This is a genomic window from Amylolactobacillus amylotrophicus DSM 20534, assembly GCF_001434555.1.
Lineage (GTDB): Bacteria > Bacillota > Bacilli > Lactobacillales > Lactobacillaceae > Amylolactobacillus > Amylolactobacillus amylophilus.
Genome location: NZ_AZCV01000002.1, coordinates 245,514 through 264,720, shown reverse-complemented (window position 1 = coordinate 264,720; position 19,207 = coordinate 245,514). Strand labels below are relative to the sequence as shown.

Here is a 19,207-nt window from a genome sequence, read left to right as displayed (position 1 = left end):
AGCTTATTTGCCAACGGAATTCACTTCGTTCTTCCTCGCCAATCTTCGCTAGATGTTCGTGGTCTAAACGCTTTTTGTCACAACTTATAATCGTGTTCCGTGCAACAACTCTCTGCGTCTAGCTAACAAGCCTTTCCTCACTGTGTGAGACTTCGTCAGGTTCCGCTAGTACTCAAGAGTTACCCGTTGCCGTCACAACTTGGTTTAATCGTGATAATATCCTTCATTCCACTTCTCCAGCTCTTCATCGAAGAAGTGTGGGTTGTCTTTTTGATCAGGATCTGGCTTTGCAATGTTATTGATTTTCTCAATAATTTTAGCATTCTCGGGAGTCTCTTTGTATTCAGCAGCCATAAATGCCTTAATCATGTCTTCTGCCAAGTGCTCGCCAACAGTTGCACCGCCGAAGCCCAATACGTTGGCATTCAGGTACTCCTTGGCGTACTTAGCGGATGTAACATCATTTGCCATTGCTGCACGCACGCCCTCGTTCTTGTCGGCTGCAGTGCTGATACCAATACCGGTCCCGCAAAGCACGACCCCAAGGTCTGCGTGGCCCTCTGCTACGTCTTCTGCGACCTTCTTACCATAGATAGGGTAGTGTGTTCTGGTGAAGTCGTAGGTGCCTTCGTCGATGACCTCGTGGCCCTCAGCCTTCAAAAAGTCAGATAATTTCTGTTTAACATCGGTTACGATGTGATCATTACCAATAGCGATTCTCATAGTAGTTTATTCTCCTTTTCGTAAAATTAAATCATCTTGCTGAGCATGTCTAATCTGATTTGGTGCCGACCGCCGGCGTACTCTGTGTCGAGATAGCGTTGCACAATCTCTACTGCCTTTTGTGTACCAACGACACCGGAGCCGATTGAGATTGCCTTTGCACCGTTGTGCTCGGCGGTCATGTGTGCTGTATTCTCATCACCGACGTTTGCTGTGACCATTCCGCGCACCTTGTTGCTGGCCATTGCTGAGCCGACACCGTATTCGTCAAACATGATGGCTTTGCTAGCCTCACCAGACAATACCTTATCGGTCACGGCTAGTGAAGATTCAACAAAATCTTCAGCTGGCTTATCTTCAGTCACGTCTATTACCTGATACTTCTTGTCCAACAAATACTTTTTCACTGCTTCTTTCAACTGAAATCCGTCTTTATCTGCTCCAATAACTACTTGCATGCCTATTCTCCTTTTATTTGATAATCCTTGTGTAGCCTTCATACTTCTTAACAAACTCGTTCGGAACACTTGCATCGGTGATTAGTCCATCTACATTATCCAGCGCGTAGAAGGTGTAGAAATCCTCCTGGTCGAACTTCGTGTGGTCGGCCACAATGTACTTCTGATCCGAACGGTCAAGCGCCAGCTTCTGCATCTGTCCCTCATCGGGATTGGAGTTGGTCACCTTGTTATTGTTGACGCCGTTCACGCTGATGAAGCTCTTCTGAAAGTGAAGCTGCTCAATCAAGCTGTTCGCTAAACTACCGATGAAAGCGCCAGAATATTCACGTAATTTCCCACCAACAAGTGCAATGTCAATCTCCGGATGTGTGCGACGGAATCCTTCAAAGACTGGCAGGCTGTTGGTGATAATACGCACGTTCTTAACCTTCAAGTATTGGGCAACGAGCTCGTTCGTCGTCCCGGTACCGAGAAAGATTGTCTCACCATCGTTAATCATGCTGCTGACAATCTTTGCAATCTGTGCTTTCTCCGGTTTGTTCAATGCGCGTTTCTGTGTGTGGCTGAGTTCCTTTGAGCCGACCTGAAAGTTGACACTCTGTGCGCCGCCGTGGACGCGGATAATCTTGTTGTCGGTTGCTAATTCATCTAGGTCACGCCTGATGGTCATCGAGCTGACCTTCAAGTGCTTACTGATATCGTTAACACTAACAACGCCACGTTGATTAGCGAGCCGCGTAATCTCGCGCAGTCGTTCGTTCTTTAATATAGTAATCACCCCTACAATGTTTCTTTTTGTTTGTTAATGTAAGTATTGAACAATTTCAAAATAGCACATGAACAATAAGGTGTCAACAAAAGCTTACCGCCTACATTTGCGCTAAATAGCCGTTTATGCCCGATAAATATAAGAAAATTACACTTTTTTAAAACTATTAAATTCAATTGTTGAATAGGCAAAATATGTGCTCTTTTGTGAAATTGTTTTGCATTAATGTTTAATTGATTTATACCATTAATGTATAAACAAGACTTATATTACGCGGTTTATTAAATAATGAAAGTGATTTCATAAAAAGTGTTGACTTTTGTAAGCGCTTATATTTTAATTAAGCGTGTAGAAAACAAACAAATAAAAACATAAAGTAACAAGAGTTTTCTGCTATTAACGCTTTTTACTTTTAGAAAGGTGGTAGGATTATCGACACTATGAAGAAGACGCTGTTTGCACCAGATGCTGTATTTATTAGTAAGGAAACATCGCGGGACGCTGTATTTGAAGACGTTGCACGGCAACTGCTGCAAGCGGGCTATGTCAAAGATGATTTTTTATGCAACCTGAAGGAACGTGAGAATAATTACCCAACGGGAATTGACATCACGCCTATCTCCACCGAGCTGGCCAACGTGGCTATCCCACACACAGAAGGCGAATTCGTCAATGCGAGATTGATTGTGCCGGTTAAATTAACCCAAGAGGTGACGTTTAAGAACATGATTTTACCCGACGAGGAATTGTCGGTTAAGTTTCTCTTCATGATCCTGAACAACGATCCGGAAGGGCAGGCAAACGTATTGGCGCAGATTATGGACTTCTTGAGTCAGACGCCGGTAGCCGACTTGCAACAGCTTTTCGCAAGTGAAGATACCACCGCGATTTATCAATTTTTGGCAACACACTTTAAAGAAGATATCTAATGAACCACATAACAAACCAGGTTTCACCAGATATAAATTTGTTAGTAGGAGGAAATACAAATGGCAAAAACAGTTAAGGTATTAGCAGCTTGTGGTGCAGGAGTAAATTCATCACACCAAATCAAGGATGCACTTGAGAAAGAGATGAAATCACGTGGCCACAATGTTGTGGTCGATGCAGTGATGGTTAAGGATGTCAACAAGGATATGATTTCTAAATATGACCTGTTTACACCAATCGCAAAAACCGATCTTGGATTTACACCAAGTATTCCGGTTGTTGATGCTGGCCCAATTCTTTACAGAATTCCAACGATGGCAAAGCCGGTTTACGATAAGGTAGAGGCCGCTGTGAAGGAAATTGAAAAGAACTAAAGTTGAAGTTGTGACGGTGAACGGTTAGCTTGTGACCACTAACGAAGATTGTTGAGGGGCTGCGTAGCAGGACTAAAAACGAGCTAGTTAGGTAAGCAAGCTGTTCGACGGAACACAATTAAACAAGTTGTGAACCAAAGCGGGTAGAGCACAAGCATCTAGCGAAGTTTGTTAAGGAAAAGCGTAGCGAATTCCGTAGGCAAATAAGCTAGGGTGAGCGCTTTGCTTTGGGGAACACAATTAGAACTGCGACGGAGCACCTATTATTCTTGGAGGAATAAAAAATGGATTTTATTATTAACTTCGCAAACACGGTCTTCAAACCCTTGATTGACCTGGGCGCAGCACCATTGATGCTGATCGTCTTGACCTTAATCGCATTAATTTTCAGAGTTAAATTCTCGAAAGCTTTAGAGGGTGGTATTAAATTAGCCATTGCCTTGACAGCTATCGGTAGTGTCATCAACATGTTGACAACTACTTTCCAATCAGCCCTAGACAGTTTCGTTAAGAATACTGGCTTAAGCTTGAACATCACCGATGTTGGTTGGGCACCACTTGCAACAATCACCTGGGGATCACCATATACGCTGTTCTTCCTGTTGATTCTGATTATTGTTAACATCATTATGTTGTTTATGAACAAAACCAACACGCTGGACGTAGATATCTTCGATGTTTGGCACCTCGCATTCGTTGGCTTGTTCGCGAAGTACTGTGGCGCACCACTCTGGTTAGCTACACTGCTCGTTATCGTAATTGGTATCATGAAGATTATCAACTCAGACTTGATGAAACCAACTTTCAGTGACTTGTTGGATGCACCAGATGATAACCCAATGACCACGACGCACATGAACTACATGATGAATCCGATCATCATGGTCTTCAACAAGATTTTCGATAAATTATTCTACAAACTAGACAAGTATGACTTCGATTCAGCTAAACTGAACGAAAAAATTGGTTTCTGGGGTAGTCGGTTTGCAATCGGTATCTATCTTGGTATTTTCATCGGTTTACTTTCACGTTCAAGTGTCCAAGAAATTTTCACACTCTCATTAACAGCTGCAACGTGCATGGAGTTATTCTCAATTATCGGTTCATGGTTCATCGCAGCCGTAGAACCACTTTCACAAGGTATCACAGACTTTGCTAGCAAGCGTCTTAACGGCCGTACCTTCAACATCGGACTTGACTGGCCATTTATCGCTGGTCGTTCAGAAGTTTGGGCAGCAGCAAATGTTTTAGCACCTATCATGTTACTTGAATCATTGATCTTACCGGGTAACGGCTTGTTACCACTTGGTGGTATCATTGCCATGGGTGTAACACCAGCATTGTTGGTTGTAACTCGTGGCCGGATCCTGCGGATGATCATCATCGGCGCAATTGAATTACCAATCTTCCTCTGGGCTGGTACATTATCAGCACCGTTCGTTACAGCAACAGCTAAGGCCGTTGGGGCATTCCCTAAAGGTCTCGCATCAGGAACTTTGATCTCACATACTACTATGGAAGGTCCTATCGAGAAATTCCTTGCATACCTAGTAGGTAACGCATCTAAGTCTGGTGGCATGTTCATTCTCTATGCTGCAGCAGCAATTGCAGCTTACATCTTAATCTTCTGGTGGTACTCACGTCAGATGAAGAAACGTAATGCTGAATATGCAGCAGCAAAGAACTAATAAGTAGTGCCCAAAGACAGGTAAAGAATGAGGATTAAGGAACATTTGTTGATAATCCTGGTTTTAGGATTATAGCAAATGGAAATTAACCGGAGTTCTTTGTCTTTGGAAACACATTTAAGAAGTAATACACACAAGTTAGGAAACACAATAACATCAGATTTGTTTATGAAAGGGAATACTACAATGAAAGCCACAAAAGAAAGAAATACTCCCAATAATGCTGACGAAAAGGTTGCAGCGTTCGAACAAAAGCGCCGTAATAACTTATTCCTGTGGGCCCTCGTTGTAGTTGCTGTGAATGCGGCGTGGCTACTGACGAAGAACAACATGGTTCAGGCGATTTCGACGGTGATTACGGTCTATGCATTCTACCGGGTGGTAGTTTATGATAACCACAAGAACCGGTACAGTCGTCGGTTCTATGACCGCACAGGTCGACGACTCACAGACCCTAAGATTAAATAGTTTATTAACAAACAAGCGCAAGTATAGATTAAGTAAGTAAAATTAAATCGATCCTCTGTTTATACCAAAAAAAGATGCCGAACAATTCATGTTGTTCGGCGTCTTTTTACATGTCGATTGTGCGCTGCTTCTTGCCATCCTTGCCATATACCTGGAACGCGCTCTCCTTGTTGGCAGCAATTTCTTTAGCACGTTTGACCGCAGCGGTCTTCTTATCAAATGTGTCGCTAGCGCGTTTTGCACCCTTTGTCTGGACCTTCCAGCCGTTCTCACTTGGCTTAACCTCAGTATCAGCATCAAGTAATCTGCTGTTATCCTTGTCTGACTGATGCCTGTCGGTTTTCTTCGGATTGGGTTCGCGCTTAAATTCTGCCAGTTCCTGCTCGATCGCGTCATCGTGCCATTTCTTCGCTTGGCTGAGTGCAATCGGGATGGCCCAGTCATCTGGATAACCGTCAGCAAGCAACGCATTCGCGATATCGATTGCTTTCTTTCTGACTAGTTGGGGTAAGTTCTTAAATGAATTGGGATAGTCTTGCATATTCCAGGGCATTCGTTTAACCTCCTAATTGCCCGAATTAATTAAAAACTCTCCATGTCACTTTATTCCCTCTAATTAATCTTATTAAAATACGCTAAGTCTTTAAAAGAAATGTGCTTGCAAAATAAAAATCCACTACAGTGATTAAATGCGGTGGATTAGTATATTTTCAGGTTAGAAGTTGGTGGTATCTGGATCTGTTGCTTTACCAACAACGCCATCAAGTGCGTCAATTGTCTTTACCTGTTCCTCGGTAAGTTCGAAGTCGAAGATATTAGCGTTCTCTTTGATGTACTCCTCGTGGACGGACTTCGGTAGTGGTAGGAAGCCATGCGCAAGCGACCATTTAATGGCTACCTGAGCAACAGATTTACCAGTTTCTGCCGCTACTTTTTGCATAGTTGGGTCTGTGAAAATCTTCCCGGTACCAAGTGGGCTGTATGCCTCGAGCAAGATGTTGTGTTCCTTGGCATAAGCGGTCTCCTGCGGCTGCAATTCGCCAGGTGCTAGGAACATTTGGTTCACCAGTGGCAGCACCTTCGCTGTCTTCTTTAGCTCCTCTAGGTGATGTGTCCGGAAATTTGAAACGCCAATCGCCTTGATTTTGCCTGCTTCGTAGAGGTCTTCCATTGCGCGCCATGACTCGGCGTTTGATTTCTGCCAATGATCACGGAACTTGATGGGGTTGGCCCAGTGAATCAGGAATAAATCGAGGTAGTCAGTCTTCAATTTCTTCAGTGAATCGTTGAATGCTGCAATGGTCTCGTCGTAGCCACGGTATGAGTTCCAAAGCTTTGATGTAAGGAAGATATCTGAGCGAGCCACGTCGGAATCAATAATCCCCTGACCAACACTCTCCTCGTTACCGTATGCTTCGGCCGTGTCGATGTGACGGTAGCCGGCCCTTAAGGCCATCTCAACACTGCTACGTGCAACTTCGCCGTCTGGCGTCTGCCATGTCCCGAAACCAACGATGGGAATTTCTACACCGTTTTGTAATTTGTATGTTGAAGTTAAACTTGTCATTTGTATTGCTCCTTTCGCGATACTTTTATCATACACTAAAAATAAGTAAAATGAACGCGTCACCGTTTGGAAGATTGTTGTTCGATTGGTGTGGCTGGGCGAGAAAAGGAAATAGCTGGGCTGTTGCTTACCAAATGATGCGAATAAATAGTAAAATAATAGAAGAAACGAGGTAGCAAGGATGGAAATTAAAAAATTAACGCTCCAAAACCAGCTTAATCAGGAATTTAAAGTGGACTTCTTTGGGCTTTCGAGCATCAATCCGGAGAATCAGAATGTGGAATTTCCGTTGATAGTGCTTAGCCCGGGTGGTTACTTTACTCATTATTCTCTGAAGGAAATAGAGCCGCTGGCTCTAGCCTATATGAATCAGGGTTACGAGGTGGCCGTGGTTTATTATCAGCTGGTGGATGGTGAACACCCGGTTTATCCGGCCGCAGCACTGTCTGTGATTAAGACGCTGCAATATTTCAAGGAGAATGCGGCTCTTTACAGTGTTTCTGCCAATCAAATTGTCACGGCAGGCTTCTCGGCGGGTGGCCATGTCGCTAGCGCCGTTAACGCAATGCTCCTCGATGAGGGGATGCAACAGATATTTGCGCTTGATCCGGCGAATGCGCTACCGGCTGCGACAATCTTGGGTTACCCGTTCATTGATATCGAACAGCTGTCCTTTGAACTGACACCAGAACAGCAAAAGGCGATTCCAAGTGAGGTATTGTTCCATAATACTGCTGCTGGAGTGACGAAACAGACGCCACCTACGTTTGTTTTCCATGCTGTTGGCGACCCCGTGGTCCCCGTGTCAAATGGAATTAGCTATTTCAACGCATTGCAGGCCAATGGTGTAGTTAGCGAGGCGCATTTCTTTAATGGCAAGGTCCATGGTTTCGCAACTGCCAAACCGCGGATTGGTGAGGCAGGGAATGCGCAATTAGTGGATCAGCACTTGGCACATTGGTTAAGGCTGAGTACCGAGTGGCTGAGCCAAGTCTTGGCAGCTGACTGAGTTAATTGACGATAATCAGTCGGGTGTGTCCTACAAAAAAACTTGTATTCTCAAAACATATGTATACAATATAAAATATAAGTTATTTACTTAATTTTCTAATCGTACCTTTAATCTAGTTGTAAATATTCTGGGAGGCTCATCATGAACAATGAAACTTTACTCAATTTAGCTATTCATTTTACAACTAGAGAATATTTCTGTATGACTAAGCGTTAGTAATGTAATCACTGCTCTCGCTTGTTTCAAATCGTTAATCAGCGTACTTAAGGACTTTCTCTATTTACAGTGAGAAAGTCTTTTTTCATCCAAAAATCGAGGTACCTCTTGGTGGTACAGGAAGCTTCACTTAACAGAAAGGTATGATTCCATGGCAATAAAATATGCAAAGAAAAGTAATATCATATTATTCATCGTCTTTTCCATCATCAAATCACTTCAGGTAGTCTTCATCGCAAATCTGGTTAAGGTGATTACTAATTATGCGGTTCAGCCAAAAGGCAGCCTGTTGCAGGTGGCTATAGTGGCCACGGTCGGTTTGCTGCTCTTCTTGTTTGCTGGTATCGCACATGAATACTTTTCCGACCTAATTATCAAAGATATCAACGTGGAGATTAAGCGGCTGTCCAGTAAGTATCTGATCTATCAGGCCAAGCAAGAGCAGAAGCTCGACACCTCGTTCTTTACAAATGACGTCAAGCAGATTGAGACAAGTAAGATCCTTTCGGAGCTCGATGCCATTACCAATGTACTGCAATTCGCTGCGGCGATTATTGCGGCGTTGTTTGGCTCGATAGTACTCACAATTGTGTACCTAGTTGTTTCTGCGATTCCGGGCTTAGTACAGCGCATATTCACTAAAAAAATTGAAGGTAAGTCGCAGATCTGGGCAGAGCAGAACAGTACGTACACGAATATCGTGAAGGATAGTGAACTAATCTCGCCAACGGCACGGCTGTACGATGTAGAAGGTAATATCTGGCATCGTTTCAAGAGGGCGGCTGTTTCCCTTGAAGAATCATTATTTCAAATGAATTTTCTCCGTGATATTTCCAACCGATCAGTGGAAACCTCTGCCTTCTTATTCAGCAATATTCTCCCGTCAATCCTCGGCGTAATCCTAGTTACAAGGGGCGAGATCTCCCTTGGAATCCTGTTTATGATTGATAACTTAGCTAATCAATTTATTAATCCGGTCGTCAATTTCTTCTATGACTTGAATGATATCTCGGCGGCCAACCCGATGTGGCAGAAATTTCTCGGCACAACTAAGCGGCGGTTAAGCGGTGTTAAAGATAGCATGAATACTACGCTTGAAGATCAGCAATTTAGGCAACTTAACCTGATAAACGTAACTGTTAAGTATAATCAAAAAACGGTCATTAAAAATTTGAATTTGCAGATTAAACGAGGCGAGAAAATATTACTAACAGCACCATCTGGTTGGGGAAAATCTACGTTACTGAATATCTTGACCGGTGAACAGGAGATTGCTAGTGGTGAATTTAAAATAGACGGCATGAACTTAGCCGGAAATTGGCAGCAGGCGCATCGCTATTTTAGTTTTATTCACCAGACTCCATTGTTACTAGACGAGTCTTTGAGGTTCAATATCACGCTTGGATACAATGCCTCAGATGGTGAGGTATTAGAAGCAATTAAGTCAGCTGGCCTGGACGATTTGGTCGATCAGATTGGACTTGATTCTACAATCGGCGAGGAAGGTAGTCGTCTCTCCGGTGGCCAAAGGCAACGGGTAGAAATTGCACGGGCGCTGTTGCGCAATCGACCAATCTTGATTGCGGATGAGCCTACGAGTTCTTTGGATGAAGGTCTAGCAAGACGTATTCAGGGTGTTATTTTGAATACCAATAAGACCGTTATTGAGGTAGCCCACCGGGTCTCGCCGGCGGAAGCAAAGCTCTTTGACCGAATAATTAATTTAGATGAACTGGCGGAGTAGGTTAATCCCAGCGTATGAGTAGCGTTCGTAACCCAAAAACTCTGCCAATTCGGTTTGAAGCAGCTGGTTAATCGCAATTTCGAGGTGGTGACGAAAAACTTCGTCCAAATCTTGCTTTTGGGCTAGTGCAGCGATAATTTCTGTGGTAAGTTCATTCATGGGGAATGCCTCCTGTGATGTTTTCTGTGGTTACTAAATATCATAAGGGAAGGCATTCCCTATTTCTATACAATTCAGAAATCTTTTATGCATTTACACAAGATATTTTACGCTCTCGAAAAATGCTTGCGTTATGGAAACGTTTCCATTAGCATAGTGGTATGAGCATCAATGGGTCTAGGTTTAGATTCAAGGGTGAACAGAATATTATTAGGGGGTTGCAGAATATGCATAATCAGGATGTTGTTCAGGAAAATTGGCGGATGTGGAAACACGGGAAACAGTGGCTGTATGCGTCAAGTGCGATCTTAGCCATGGGAATCGGTATGGGGTTGTCGACCACGACAGTGCAAGCGGATACGCCGTCAAATACTCAAACAACCACGACGGCCGTGCAATCGGTTGCGAAACCGGCAACGACAACGACAACTGGTACAACCAACGCGGAACAATCGGGAACCGTTGCCGAAACGGACCAGGTGCCAAGCATCGACCCAGCTGCTGACCAGCCGACGAAAACCGACGTGGCGATATCCCAAACGCCGGCAGCAGATTCAGATACAGAAAATTCTGAAGACGAACCTGTAGTACCAGAAGAAGGTACAGACACAGAAGACAATGAAACAGAGGAACCAACTGAAGAAGAAACGGACTACGGTGAATCACCAGTAATTAATGAAGATGGCACCGTGACATTTAGCTATGAAGGTGACGAAACAACAGAGACTGTCAATGTTGCTGGAAGCTTTAACGGTTGGGAAGCAACTGCCTTCTCAATGGAAAAAGGCGAGGACGATGTTTGGTCAGTTACGGTTGACGTAACACCAGGTGTTTATGAATATAAATTCGTTGTGAATGGTGATAACTGGATAAACGATCCAGCTAACGATATAATCGCTGGTAACGATGGAAATAACCAATTAATCCTTCCAGGTTTAATTATCGAAGGAGATAAGGACGTTGAACCAGGTGCTACTGTTACATTAACAGCCACTTATGTGAATGACGAAGGCGAAAAAGAAGTAGTAGATGCAGACTTTGCATTAGCAACTGAAATCGCTGGTGTTACAATCGCTGGCAACAAGGTAACGATTTCGGAAGATATTTCACCAGCAACTGAAATTATAATTGATGCTACTTTTGATGGAGATAAAGCAACGCACACAATCTTTGTCGCAGATGAAATGTACGAATATACCATCAACTACATGCGTCCAGATGGGCAACAAGCGGATTGGGGCTTATGGTTGTGGACGGCAGATGTCGACGGAAGTGCTTATGCATTTGGCGAAGAATCAACAGGTGGTTATGTACAATCAACTGTGAGCTTTGCTTCAGATAAATTGAATTTAATTACTCGTTTAGGAAACTGGGACTCTCAAGAAGCAGATCGAGTGATTACGATTCCAGAAGGTGAAAAGTCTGTTGAGGTTTGGATTGTCGGTGGAAACCCAGAAGTTTACTACTCACTAGATGATGTTGAATTATTAGATCAACGCTACATCGAGTTAACGTATGTTCGTAAGAATAATGACTACGAAGACTGGAATTTATGGGTGTGGGGAACAGGCGTTAAAGATAACGAGATTCTCTTCGATGAAATTACAGACAAAGGTGCCGTTGTAAGAATCCCAGTTGGTTATTCTACGACTAAAATAGGATTTAAGATTCGTAAAGGTGACTGGGTAGAAGAAGATCCATTTAATGAAGACCGTTATATTGACATTCCTTTAGGGGAAATGATTTCAAAAGTAACAATCGAAGAAGGAAAAGGTGAATATTTTGCCGTTCCATCTATCGATGGTCCAGTTTTAGAAGATGGGAACGCTACGTTCTTTTACCGTGATCCAGAATTATTCTTAACAAGTGACATGGATAAAATTGAAAACGTACAATTGAAAATCACTGCAAATGACAACGCAGATGTTTACGATATGGAATATGACGAAGTAAACGAGTACTGGTACTATACGATTGATAATATTGAACCAGGGGATTATGACTATACGTTCCTCGTAACAGTTGATGGAAAGACGGAAGAAGTTGTAGATCCATACAACACAAACGAAGATGGTCACTCAACATTATTATTTGCGCAGCCGACTGTTACAGCTGAAACATCGATCAATCGAAAAGCTATTTCATACAATGAAAATGCAGTGGTAACGATTGCTTCAGAAGTATCAGATGACTATGAGTTAAGAGCAGCTTACATCGACTTAACACCAGTAGGCGGACCAGCACAAGTGGCAATCGATACGGAATTAATGGAACACACTATTGCGGTTGATCAATCAATAACTCCAGGTGTGAAAACATTAGACATCGTATTGGTTGATGAGTTTGGAAACAAACACAACACGTCTGTAGATGTTGAAGTACAACCGCGTCAAATCACAGACGATGCAGACTTTGACTGGGATGAAGCACGAATTTACTTTATGCTGACAGACCGATTTAGTGATGGCGACAATCCAGATGGTATGACTTCAGAACTTTCTGAAAGCTACCACGGAGGAGACTTCCAAGGTATTATTAACAACTTGGATTATCTAGATGAATTAGGTATTAACACAATCTGGATTACACCAATTGTCGATAATATTGATGAAGGTATGGACATGGCGAATGGCGACAAACGCTACGGATACCATGGTTACTGGGCAAAAGATTTCACAAAGATTGACGAACACTTAGGTGATGTTGAAACACTGAAAAATTTAGTTGACTCAGCACACGAACGTGGCATGAAGATTATGGTTGATGTGGTGTTGAACCATGCGGGATATGGCATGAATGATGCGGAACAATTTGACGGTATGATTCGTGATAATCCAGTTGCTGGAGACGATATTATTGGTGAATCATCAGGATTACCTGATTTCAGAACAGAAGATCCAGCGGTTCGCGAACAAGTGATTCAATGGCAAATTGATTGGATTACGAAGTTACAAGAGTTTACAACAGACAAGGACAATACAATTGATTACTTCCGAGTTGATACGGTTAAACATGTGGATAACACAACTTGGAATGCATTCAAAAATGAATTAACAAAAATCAAACCAGACTTCAAGATGATTGGTGAATGGTATGGCGCAAGTGTGAATAACACTGGAGACCAGCTACGTTCAGGTCGTATGGACTCTCTACTAGACTTTAACTTTAAAGGGCAAGCAGAGCGGTTCATCAACGGAAATATTGATGAGATTGAAGCAGAGTTAGCTACTAGAAACGGTCTGATCGATAACACAGCGATGATGGGACAATTTTTAAGTAGTCATGACGAGGACGGATTCTTAGTTACGCGTGCTGCCGGCAACGAAGGACTATTCAAAGTTGCTGCTGCCTTGCAAATGACCGCTAAAGGACAACCTGTTATTTACTACGGTGAAGAACTTGGGCAGTCAGGTCTAAAAGCAGACGAAGATAATGGCATTTATGAATATGCTAACCGTTACAACCTTGACTGGAGTATTGCAAACGACGAGAACGACATGTTAATGCACTACAAGAAACTATTAAATATTCGTGCCGCCTACTCAGATGTCTTCTCAAAAGGAACACGTCAACATGTAGCTGGAACAAACGAAACAGGCTACTCAGTGTTTGCTCGTACGTACGGTAATGAACAAATATTTGTTGGGTTAAACACGAATGAAGATGCAGTAGAATCAACGTTTGCACTAGGATTAGCGGCTGGTTCAGAAGTTATTGATGTATATAATGACGTAACTTACGTAGTCGCAGCAGATGGTACAGTAACGATCGACATCCCTGGGAACGCGGATGGCGGTACAGTTATCTTAGTTGCAGGTGACACGGTTGAAGAACCAGTTGATCCAGAAGAGCCAATTGATCCAGAAGAACCAGTTGATCCAGAAGAGCCAGTTGAGCCTGAAACACCAGGCGACGAGCGCTTAGATAAAATTGCAAATCGCTTAGAAGATTTAGAAACAGCAATTGATGAAATCACCACAAACAACCCGGCACTCGTTGAAGAGTTGAACGTAATCCGTGCAGAATATGAACGATTACGTGGATTAGACTCCGTAACGGATGCCGAAATTGCAGACTTACTCGCTCGAATTGCAGCGCTAGAAGCAATTGTTGCTGATATTGGATCAGAAAGCCTTGGTACAGGAACTGATACACCAGGAGTTGGCGGAGAAGAAGCAGACGGATCGGACACAGATGATTCAACTAAAGAAGACGCAGCTACAGACAGTGAAGAAGACAATTTACCTCTTACAGGAGAAACAAACTCTCCAATGGTTTCAATCATTGGATTAGTCTTCATCGGAATTGGAGTTGCGTTAGCATTTATGTTTAAGAAAGACGAAAGAACAGAATAGAATACTATTAATTAAATGAATGACTCCCCTTTGAAGCAGAAATGCGGATGAGGGGATTTTTTGTTAGAGAGAAGTTGGACTAGGTAATATCCTAATCTATTTCGAAATAAATCATTATAGCCAAGAATATAATGACCAAATTAAAAATAGAGACATCAGACTGATTATTACGCGCCTTCAGGCCCAACTATCCACTCTCTTGAGTCTTTGGATATCCAATTGGAGTCCGCTTATACGTGCTTTGAGTCCAGAAAAATAGCCATGCCAGTTTCAGCATGTGAACTGAACCCCTTAAGTTGGAGAAAAACAACTTAAGTGGTTTTTATGGCCAAATATAAAATTGAAACAAAAATTGAAGCTATCAGACTTTACAATAGCGGTCTTGGTTCAACAACTGTTGCTCACATTCTGGGTATTTCAAAGGCAGAAACCGTGCTAAATTGGCTTCGTTTATGGAATAAACATGGTCTTGATGGAATTACCAGGAAAAAGAAATTGCCAAGTTACTCTTCTTCCTTCAAAATGAAAGTCATAACTTGGTTGGAAAAGCACAAAGCATCGTATCCAGAAACCGCCGATCACTTTGATATCCCAAATGCAGGTACCATCTGGCAATGGAAACATCAATACGACCTTCATGGATACGAAGGCTTTTCTGACCGCAGGAAGAGAGATCCCACGATGACTGAAAAGAAGAAGTTAACACCTTCGGAAGAAAACAAAGAACTCAAAAAACGTCTAGAATATTTAGAAGCCGAGAATGCCTACTTAAAAAAATTGAAGGCCGTAATGGATCAAACCAGGAAAGAGCCAAGGCAATAGATTCACTGCGGCCCAAATACAGATTATCCATGTTACTTAAAATTGCCAAAATGAGTTCTAGCAGTTACTTTGATGCACGAAAACGAAATTATGGAGCACACTTTGATTCTGATTACTCAATTATTGAAGACATCAAAGCCATCAGGGCTACTGATAAATAATCTGAGGGTATGGGCTATCGACCTCTAACACAGCTAGTAAACAAGCTTAGGGAGACTCGTGAAGAGCTCCCAGTTAATCACAAGAGGGTTCTAAGAATTATGTTTCAAAATGATTTACTAAGTCATTCATACAAGAAAAAAACAGCCAAATATAGCAGCTATGAAGGTAGTCAAGGTGGAGAGTGCAAGAACCACATCAAGGGTAGATTCTCAACCGACAGGCCACTACAGAAGATTGGAACTGATGTTACAGAAGCTCGCTTTGGCTCTCAAACCACCGACGAACGAATTTATATTTCTTTATTTACCGATTTCTTTTCAGGAGAAATATTGTCTTACAGCACCTCACTTCATCCAAATACCGAGTTTGTATTAGAGTCGCTCAATCCCGTCTTAGAAATGGTTAAAGATGTGCCATATAAGACAACTATACACTCAGATCAAGGGACTCAATACCAATCAGGTAAATATCATTCAGCACTAAAAAAATATAAAGTTAAGCAAAGTATGTCCCGAAAATCATCTCCGTGTGATAACGCACCAACAGAGAGTCTAATTCATCAGTTAAAGGTGGGAACTGTATTGAATCATCGGTATAAAACTCAGCAAGATTTGGAACAAGCAATATCAAATTGGGTTAATTACTACAACTACAAACGAATTAGACAATCAAATAACTGGCAAACGCCAAATGAAATGAGAAATATGTATATACAAAAATATGCCTAACCCACTCCTAATCGAAAACAAATTCATCTTTGTTACGTTTTTTTGAATATAGAGGTTGATGCTTTCTCCTGAGACGCCTTCTTTTTCGAGTAGTTTTTGAATAGGTAGATTGTAAAATATAAATAAAATAAACATTAAATAGTTAGTCTGCATCTGATTATCAAAAAAAGCATTAAACAGCATATTTTTGCAATTAAAAAAAGCAACTTCGCGGGCGAAATTACTTTTTAAGATTAAAAACTATACTTATTGTCGTTATTGTCTTTAATATATCTCGACGTCATACCTTGTGCTTCTAAGTACTCACGGAATGGCACTAAATCCTGTGCTTCATATTTTTCCTTGTAGGCCTCAACAACCGATTCGCTATACAAATTAGTGTCTAACTTTAGGGTTTCAACAGGAATAGGACGGTCTTTGGTGATTTTTGCATCGACCACAACTACGCGACCTTGATTGTAATAATCAAGCGCTTCTTTCATCACCTGATCAATATCTTCAATTCGACTAACAGTCAAGCCAACAGCACCTTGCGCTTCGGCAATTTTAGCATAATCAACATCTGTGAAATCAACACCAAAATTGTACGTATTCGTGTCTTCATACTTATTTTTAATAAATCCGTATTCTGTATTAGTAAATACAACGTTAATGACGGGCAACTTATAGCGCACGTTAGTAACAACATCTGGATAAGTCATTGAGAATGCCCCATCTCCCATCAGGTTCCACACTTGACGATCCGGATAAGTGTTTTTGGCACCAATTCCACCTGGCAAACCAATCCCCATTGTGGCAAACAATGGGGATGTCCGCCACATATTCTTGTCTGTCATGTGCAAATGACGTACGGACATTTGAGTGACATTACCGACATCAATTGAGAAAATAGCATCATCTGCTGCGTATTTATTGATAGCATTATAAACTTGATAGGCCTGTAAATCACCTTCCGTTTTTTGCTCAAGTTTATTCATATAGTCACGCCAATTTTTGACGTTAGCCACGTTCGCCTGCCACCATGGTGAATCGTTTACGGGTGATACTTTAGCTAAAATGGCGGCAATCGCTTCACCTGCATCCCCTAGAATAGCGACGTCATTTTGATGACGCTTACCCAACATTGCTGGGTTATTGTCAATTTGTATGAACTTATTCACGTTTCGGAAAGTGCCTTCAACTTCGGAGAATGGGAAGTTTGTACCAACAAACAGGACACTATCAGCTTCAAGAATAGCTTCGTTAGCTGGCTTCCAACCAACACGGAAAGTGGAGCCAGTGAAACCTTCAAAATCCCAATCAAATGTTTCAAAATTTTTACCTGTTGTAATAATTGGCGCTTTCATTTTACGAGATAATGCTTGAACTGCTGATCCATGCCCCATCGTGCCAATTCCCGCATAAATCACTGGACGCTTAGCTTGGTTAAGAATATCGACAGCAGCAGAAATATCTGATTCGTCGACTGGTGCGGACTTATATTCTTTATAAGTTACGCCTGATGAATACAGTGGCGTCGAATACAGTGAGTCAGCATCGATCTCTGTAAAGCCAAAATCAGCCGGTACTTCTAGTACAGCTACGCCACGTTTGGCAATTGCAGTTCGAATGGCGTCATCAACAAGATGAGGCAACTGTTCTGCGGTTGCGACGCGACGGTTATAAACAGCTATATTATCGTACATTGGATTCTGATTTAATTCTTGAAACGAATCCATATTTAACTCGCGTACTGGTTTAGAGCCTAAAATAGCCAATACTGGGATATTATCCATTGCCGCGTCATAAAGACCATTTATTAAATGCGTTGCACCTGGACCGCCAGACCCAACGGCCACACCCAATTTACCACCAAATTTCCACTGCATGACAGCTGCCATAGCACCGACTTCTTCGTGTTTAACCTGCAAGAATTTGATTTTGTTTTCTGGATCACCCATTGCATTCATTAAACCACTCAAAGTACCTGATGGAATCCCATACATTGTGTGGACGCCCCACCCTGACATAACTTTCAATGCCGCTAATCCGGCCGAAATTTTATTGTCTGACATGCTACTATTTTCCTCCTAAACATGAAAGCTTTGTAATCGTTTTCATTCCGACAAATAAAATTATATACGAATTTACAATTAATATCAAGCGTTTTCACGATTTATTCACTTGTGCTCATCGTTTTGGTATCAAATGATTCAGCTTGTTTTATGAACATCATTTCACAAAGTATAGCATGTTAGCTTATTAATAAAGTTTTATTGATAATAGTTAACAATAGATTTCTGTGACAAAACATCGCATTACGTTGTAAACATTAGACCAGACTCCTAAATCAAAAATACTTGATTAATCTCAAATGGATTTGGTAGATTGCAAGAATTAACCGAACACTGCAAACTGCTGAAAAACCTTTCGTGGTGATTGCCAGTTGAGTGTTTTCATTGGTCTCGCATTGATCCAATGATTAATTTGATCTAATTCTTTGGCGCTAACTGTTTCAATTTTGTGTTCTTTCGGTATATGCCAACGCATGAGCAATCTCATCTTTATAGGGTGTAACTTGATGAATTTCAATCGAAACGGTTGAAGGAGAGCGTTTAATAAAGCGCACAATGGCACGAACAGAATAATTCAATTCGAGTAAAGTTTGAATGACAGTGCGTTCTTGAGATGATAAACTAGTCATGAGTCGCAGTTCCTTTATGGTTGTTTTAGACAATTACCATTAAAGGCGCTGCGGCTTTTTATTCAAGTGTTCGGTTTAATTTTACAATCTACCACATTAAAAAAATGTTGCCTGAAGCAAATATTTTTGTGTATAGGAATAATGAAACAACTATCGGTTTTTTAGGCGAATTAGATGGTTACATAGCTGGATTATTTGTTGACATGAACTACAGAAACCAAGGTGTTGGTAGCCGATTAATTAATTACCTAAAACAAATAAACGACAAATTAACACTTTCAGTCTATGTAGATAATATTAATGCCGTTAATTTTTATGAGAATAAAGATTTTATCATAGACAGTGT

General features: G+C 41.7%; 15 protein-coding genes and 4 pseudogenes. 10 read left to right on the top strand and 9 right to left on the bottom strand.

What is annotated here, in order from left to right; all coding sequences use genetic code 11:
- Window positions 1-204: 204 nt before the first annotated feature.
- Genes lacB through FC62_RS04155 form a run of 3 tightly spaced genes read right to left on the bottom strand, consistent with a single transcriptional unit; the run spans window position 205 to window position 1,962 of the window.
- Entirely contained in the window at window positions 205-723 is a 519-nt protein-coding gene (gene lacB / locus FC62_RS04165; RefSeq protein ID WP_056945893.1) for a galactose-6-phosphate isomerase subunit LacB, read from the bottom strand.
- A gap of 26 nt (window positions 724-749) precedes the next feature.
- Window positions 750-1,181 carry a galactose-6-phosphate isomerase subunit LacA gene (gene lacA / locus FC62_RS04160; RefSeq protein WP_054746457.1) on the bottom strand — a complete coding sequence of 144 codons (432 nt, stop codon included), beginning with the start codon at window positions 1,179-1,181 and terminating at the stop codon, window positions 750-752.
- Window positions 1,182-1,194: 13 nt separating this feature from the next.
- Window positions 1,195-1,962 (bottom strand): DeoR/GlpR family DNA-binding transcription regulator, encoded by a 768-nt coding sequence (locus FC62_RS04155; RefSeq protein WP_236693774.1) that lies wholly within the window; start codon window positions 1,960-1,962, stop codon window positions 1,195-1,197.
- 431 nt (window positions 1,963-2,393) lie between these two features.
- Here FC62_RS04155 and FC62_RS04150 point away from each other — a divergent pair, with 431 nt between their 5' ends.
- From FC62_RS04150 to FC62_RS04135, 4 genes are all read left to right on the top strand, one after another.
- A complete protein-coding gene (locus FC62_RS04150) occupies window positions 2,394-2,882 on the top strand; it encodes a PTS sugar transporter subunit IIA (protein WP_056945894.1) in 489 nt (162 codons plus the stop codon).
- 60 nt (window positions 2,883-2,942) lie between these two features.
- Window positions 2,943-3,257: a PTS sugar transporter subunit IIB gene (locus FC62_RS04145; RefSeq protein WP_054746458.1), complete on the top strand. Its 315-nt coding sequence runs from the start codon at window positions 2,943-2,945 to the stop codon at window positions 3,255-3,257.
- 284 nt (window positions 3,258-3,541) lie between these two features.
- Entirely contained in the window at window positions 3,542-4,945 is a 1,404-nt protein-coding gene (locus tag FC62_RS04140) for a PTS galactitol transporter subunit IIC (RefSeq protein ID WP_056945895.1), read from the top strand.
- Window positions 4,946-5,131: 186 nt separating this feature from the next.
- Window positions 5,132-5,413 (top strand): hypothetical protein, encoded by a 282-nt coding sequence (locus FC62_RS04135; RefSeq protein ID WP_054746459.1) that lies wholly within the window; start codon window positions 5,132-5,134, stop codon window positions 5,411-5,413.
- Between the two features lie 106 nt (window positions 5,414-5,519).
- Here the strand turns inward: FC62_RS04135 and FC62_RS04130 are convergent, their stop codons facing one another.
- Together FC62_RS04130 and FC62_RS04125 are read right to left on the bottom strand one after the other, a co-directional pair.
- The gene (locus FC62_RS04130; RefSeq protein WP_054746460.1) at window positions 5,520-5,966 is read right to left on the bottom strand and encodes a DUF2188 domain-containing protein; all 447 of its coding nucleotides are present in this window, start codon (window positions 5,964-5,966) and stop codon (window positions 5,520-5,522) included.
- Between the two features lie 162 nt (window positions 5,967-6,128).
- Window positions 6,129-6,980, bottom strand: a complete 852-nt coding sequence (locus tag FC62_RS04125; protein ID WP_054746461.1) for an aldo/keto reductase — start codon at window positions 6,978-6,980, stop codon at window positions 6,129-6,131.
- Window positions 6,981-7,161: 181 nt separating this feature from the next.
- On the opposite strand from FC62_RS04125, the gene FC62_RS04120 reads away from it, so the two are divergent.
- Both FC62_RS04120 and FC62_RS04115 read left to right on the top strand, forming a co-directional pair.
- Window positions 7,162-7,989, top strand: coding sequence for an alpha/beta hydrolase (locus FC62_RS04120; RefSeq protein ID WP_056945896.1), 828 nt, complete (start codon window positions 7,162-7,164; stop codon window positions 7,987-7,989).
- A 370-nt stretch (window positions 7,990-8,359) separates the two neighbouring features.
- The gene (locus FC62_RS04115; RefSeq protein WP_056945897.1) at window positions 8,360-9,952 is read left to right on the top strand and encodes an ATP-binding cassette domain-containing protein; all 1,593 of its coding nucleotides are present in this window, start codon (window positions 8,360-8,362) and stop codon (window positions 9,950-9,952) included.
- Here FC62_RS04115 and FC62_RS04110 read toward each other — a convergent pair.
- A pseudogene (locus FC62_RS04110) lies at window positions 9,953-10,111 on the bottom strand (transposase); the annotation flags it as partial.
- Window positions 10,112-10,338: 227 nt separating this feature from the next.
- On the opposite strand from FC62_RS04110, the gene FC62_RS04105 reads away from it, so the two are divergent.
- From FC62_RS04105 to FC62_RS04095, 3 genes are all read left to right on the top strand, one after another.
- Window positions 10,339-14,466, top strand: coding sequence for an alpha-amylase family glycosyl hydrolase (locus FC62_RS04105; RefSeq protein WP_056945899.1), 4,128 nt, complete (start codon window positions 10,339-10,341; stop codon window positions 14,464-14,466).
- A 324-nt stretch (window positions 14,467-14,790) separates the two neighbouring features.
- Window positions 14,791-15,288, top strand: a complete 498-nt coding sequence (locus FC62_RS04100) for a helix-turn-helix domain-containing protein (RefSeq protein ID WP_056945900.1) — start codon at window positions 14,791-14,793, stop codon at window positions 15,286-15,288.
- Window positions 15,289-15,458: 170 nt separating this feature from the next.
- The gene (locus FC62_RS04095; protein WP_082611537.1) at window positions 15,459-16,178 is read left to right on the top strand and encodes an IS3 family transposase; all 720 of its coding nucleotides are present in this window, start codon (window positions 15,459-15,461) and stop codon (window positions 16,176-16,178) included.
- Between the two features lie 233 nt (window positions 16,179-16,411).
- Here the strand turns inward: FC62_RS04095 and spxB are convergent, their stop codons facing one another.
- The 3 genes and pseudogenes from spxB to FC62_RS08510 form a co-directional block, all read right to left on the bottom strand.
- A complete protein-coding gene (gene spxB, locus FC62_RS04090) occupies window positions 16,412-18,232 on the bottom strand; it encodes a pyruvate oxidase (RefSeq protein WP_056945902.1) in 1,821 nt (606 codons plus the stop codon).
- A 305-nt stretch (window positions 18,233-18,537) separates the two neighbouring features.
- Window positions 18,538-18,636, bottom strand: a pseudogene (locus tag FC62_RS08515) (IS30 family transposase); the annotation flags it as partial.
- Window positions 18,637-18,684: 48 nt separating this feature from the next.
- Window positions 18,685-18,861 (bottom strand): annotated as a pseudogene (locus FC62_RS08510) (helix-turn-helix domain-containing protein); the annotation flags it as partial.
- A 104-nt stretch (window positions 18,862-18,965) separates the two neighbouring features.
- Between FC62_RS08510 and FC62_RS08340 the strand changes: the two are divergent.
- Window positions 18,966-19,184 (top strand): annotated as a pseudogene (locus tag FC62_RS08340) (GNAT family N-acetyltransferase); the annotation flags it as partial.
- Window positions 19,185-19,207: the final 23 nt, after the last annotated feature.

Bases quoted from the DNA above. Each gene is read 5' to 3' on its own strand.
- FC62_RS04150 (WP_056945894.1), top strand. From the start codon at position 2,394: ATGAAGAAGACGCTGTTTGCACCAGATGCTGTATTTATTAGTAAGGAA.
- FC62_RS04100 (WP_056945900.1), top strand. From the start codon at position 14,791: ATGGCCAAATATAAAATTGAAACAAAAATTGAAGCTATCAGACTTTAC.
- lacB (WP_056945893.1), bottom strand. From the start codon at position 723: ATGAGAATCGCTATTGGTAATGATCACATCGTAACCGATGTTAAACAG.
- FC62_RS04125 (WP_054746461.1), bottom strand. From the start codon at position 6,980: ATGACAAGTTTAACTTCAACATACAAATTACAAAACGGTGTAGAAATT.
- FC62_RS04105 (WP_056945899.1), top strand. From the start codon at position 10,339: ATGCATAATCAGGATGTTGTTCAGGAAAATTGGCGGATGTGGAAACAC.
- FC62_RS04095 (WP_082611537.1), top strand. From the start codon at position 15,459: ATGGGCTATCGACCTCTAACACAGCTAGTAAACAAGCTTAGGGAGACT.
- FC62_RS04145 (WP_054746458.1), top strand. From the start codon at position 2,943: ATGGCAAAAACAGTTAAGGTATTAGCAGCTTGTGGTGCAGGAGTAAAT.
- spxB (WP_056945902.1), bottom strand. From the start codon at position 18,232: ATGTCAGACAATAAAATTTCGGCCGGATTAGCGGCATTGAAAGTTATG.
- lacA (WP_054746457.1), bottom strand. From the start codon at position 1,181: ATGCAAGTAGTTATTGGAGCAGATAAAGACGGATTTCAGTTGAAAGAA.
- FC62_RS04135 (WP_054746459.1), top strand. From the start codon at position 5,132: ATGAAAGCCACAAAAGAAAGAAATACTCCCAATAATGCTGACGAAAAG.
- FC62_RS04140 (WP_056945895.1), top strand. From the start codon at position 3,542: ATGGATTTTATTATTAACTTCGCAAACACGGTCTTCAAACCCTTGATT.
- FC62_RS04115 (WP_056945897.1), top strand. From the start codon at position 8,360: ATGGCAATAAAATATGCAAAGAAAAGTAATATCATATTATTCATCGTC.
- FC62_RS04120 (WP_056945896.1), top strand. From the start codon at position 7,162: ATGGAAATTAAAAAATTAACGCTCCAAAACCAGCTTAATCAGGAATTT.
- FC62_RS04130 (WP_054746460.1), bottom strand. From the start codon at position 5,966: ATGCCCTGGAATATGCAAGACTATCCCAATTCATTTAAGAACTTACCC.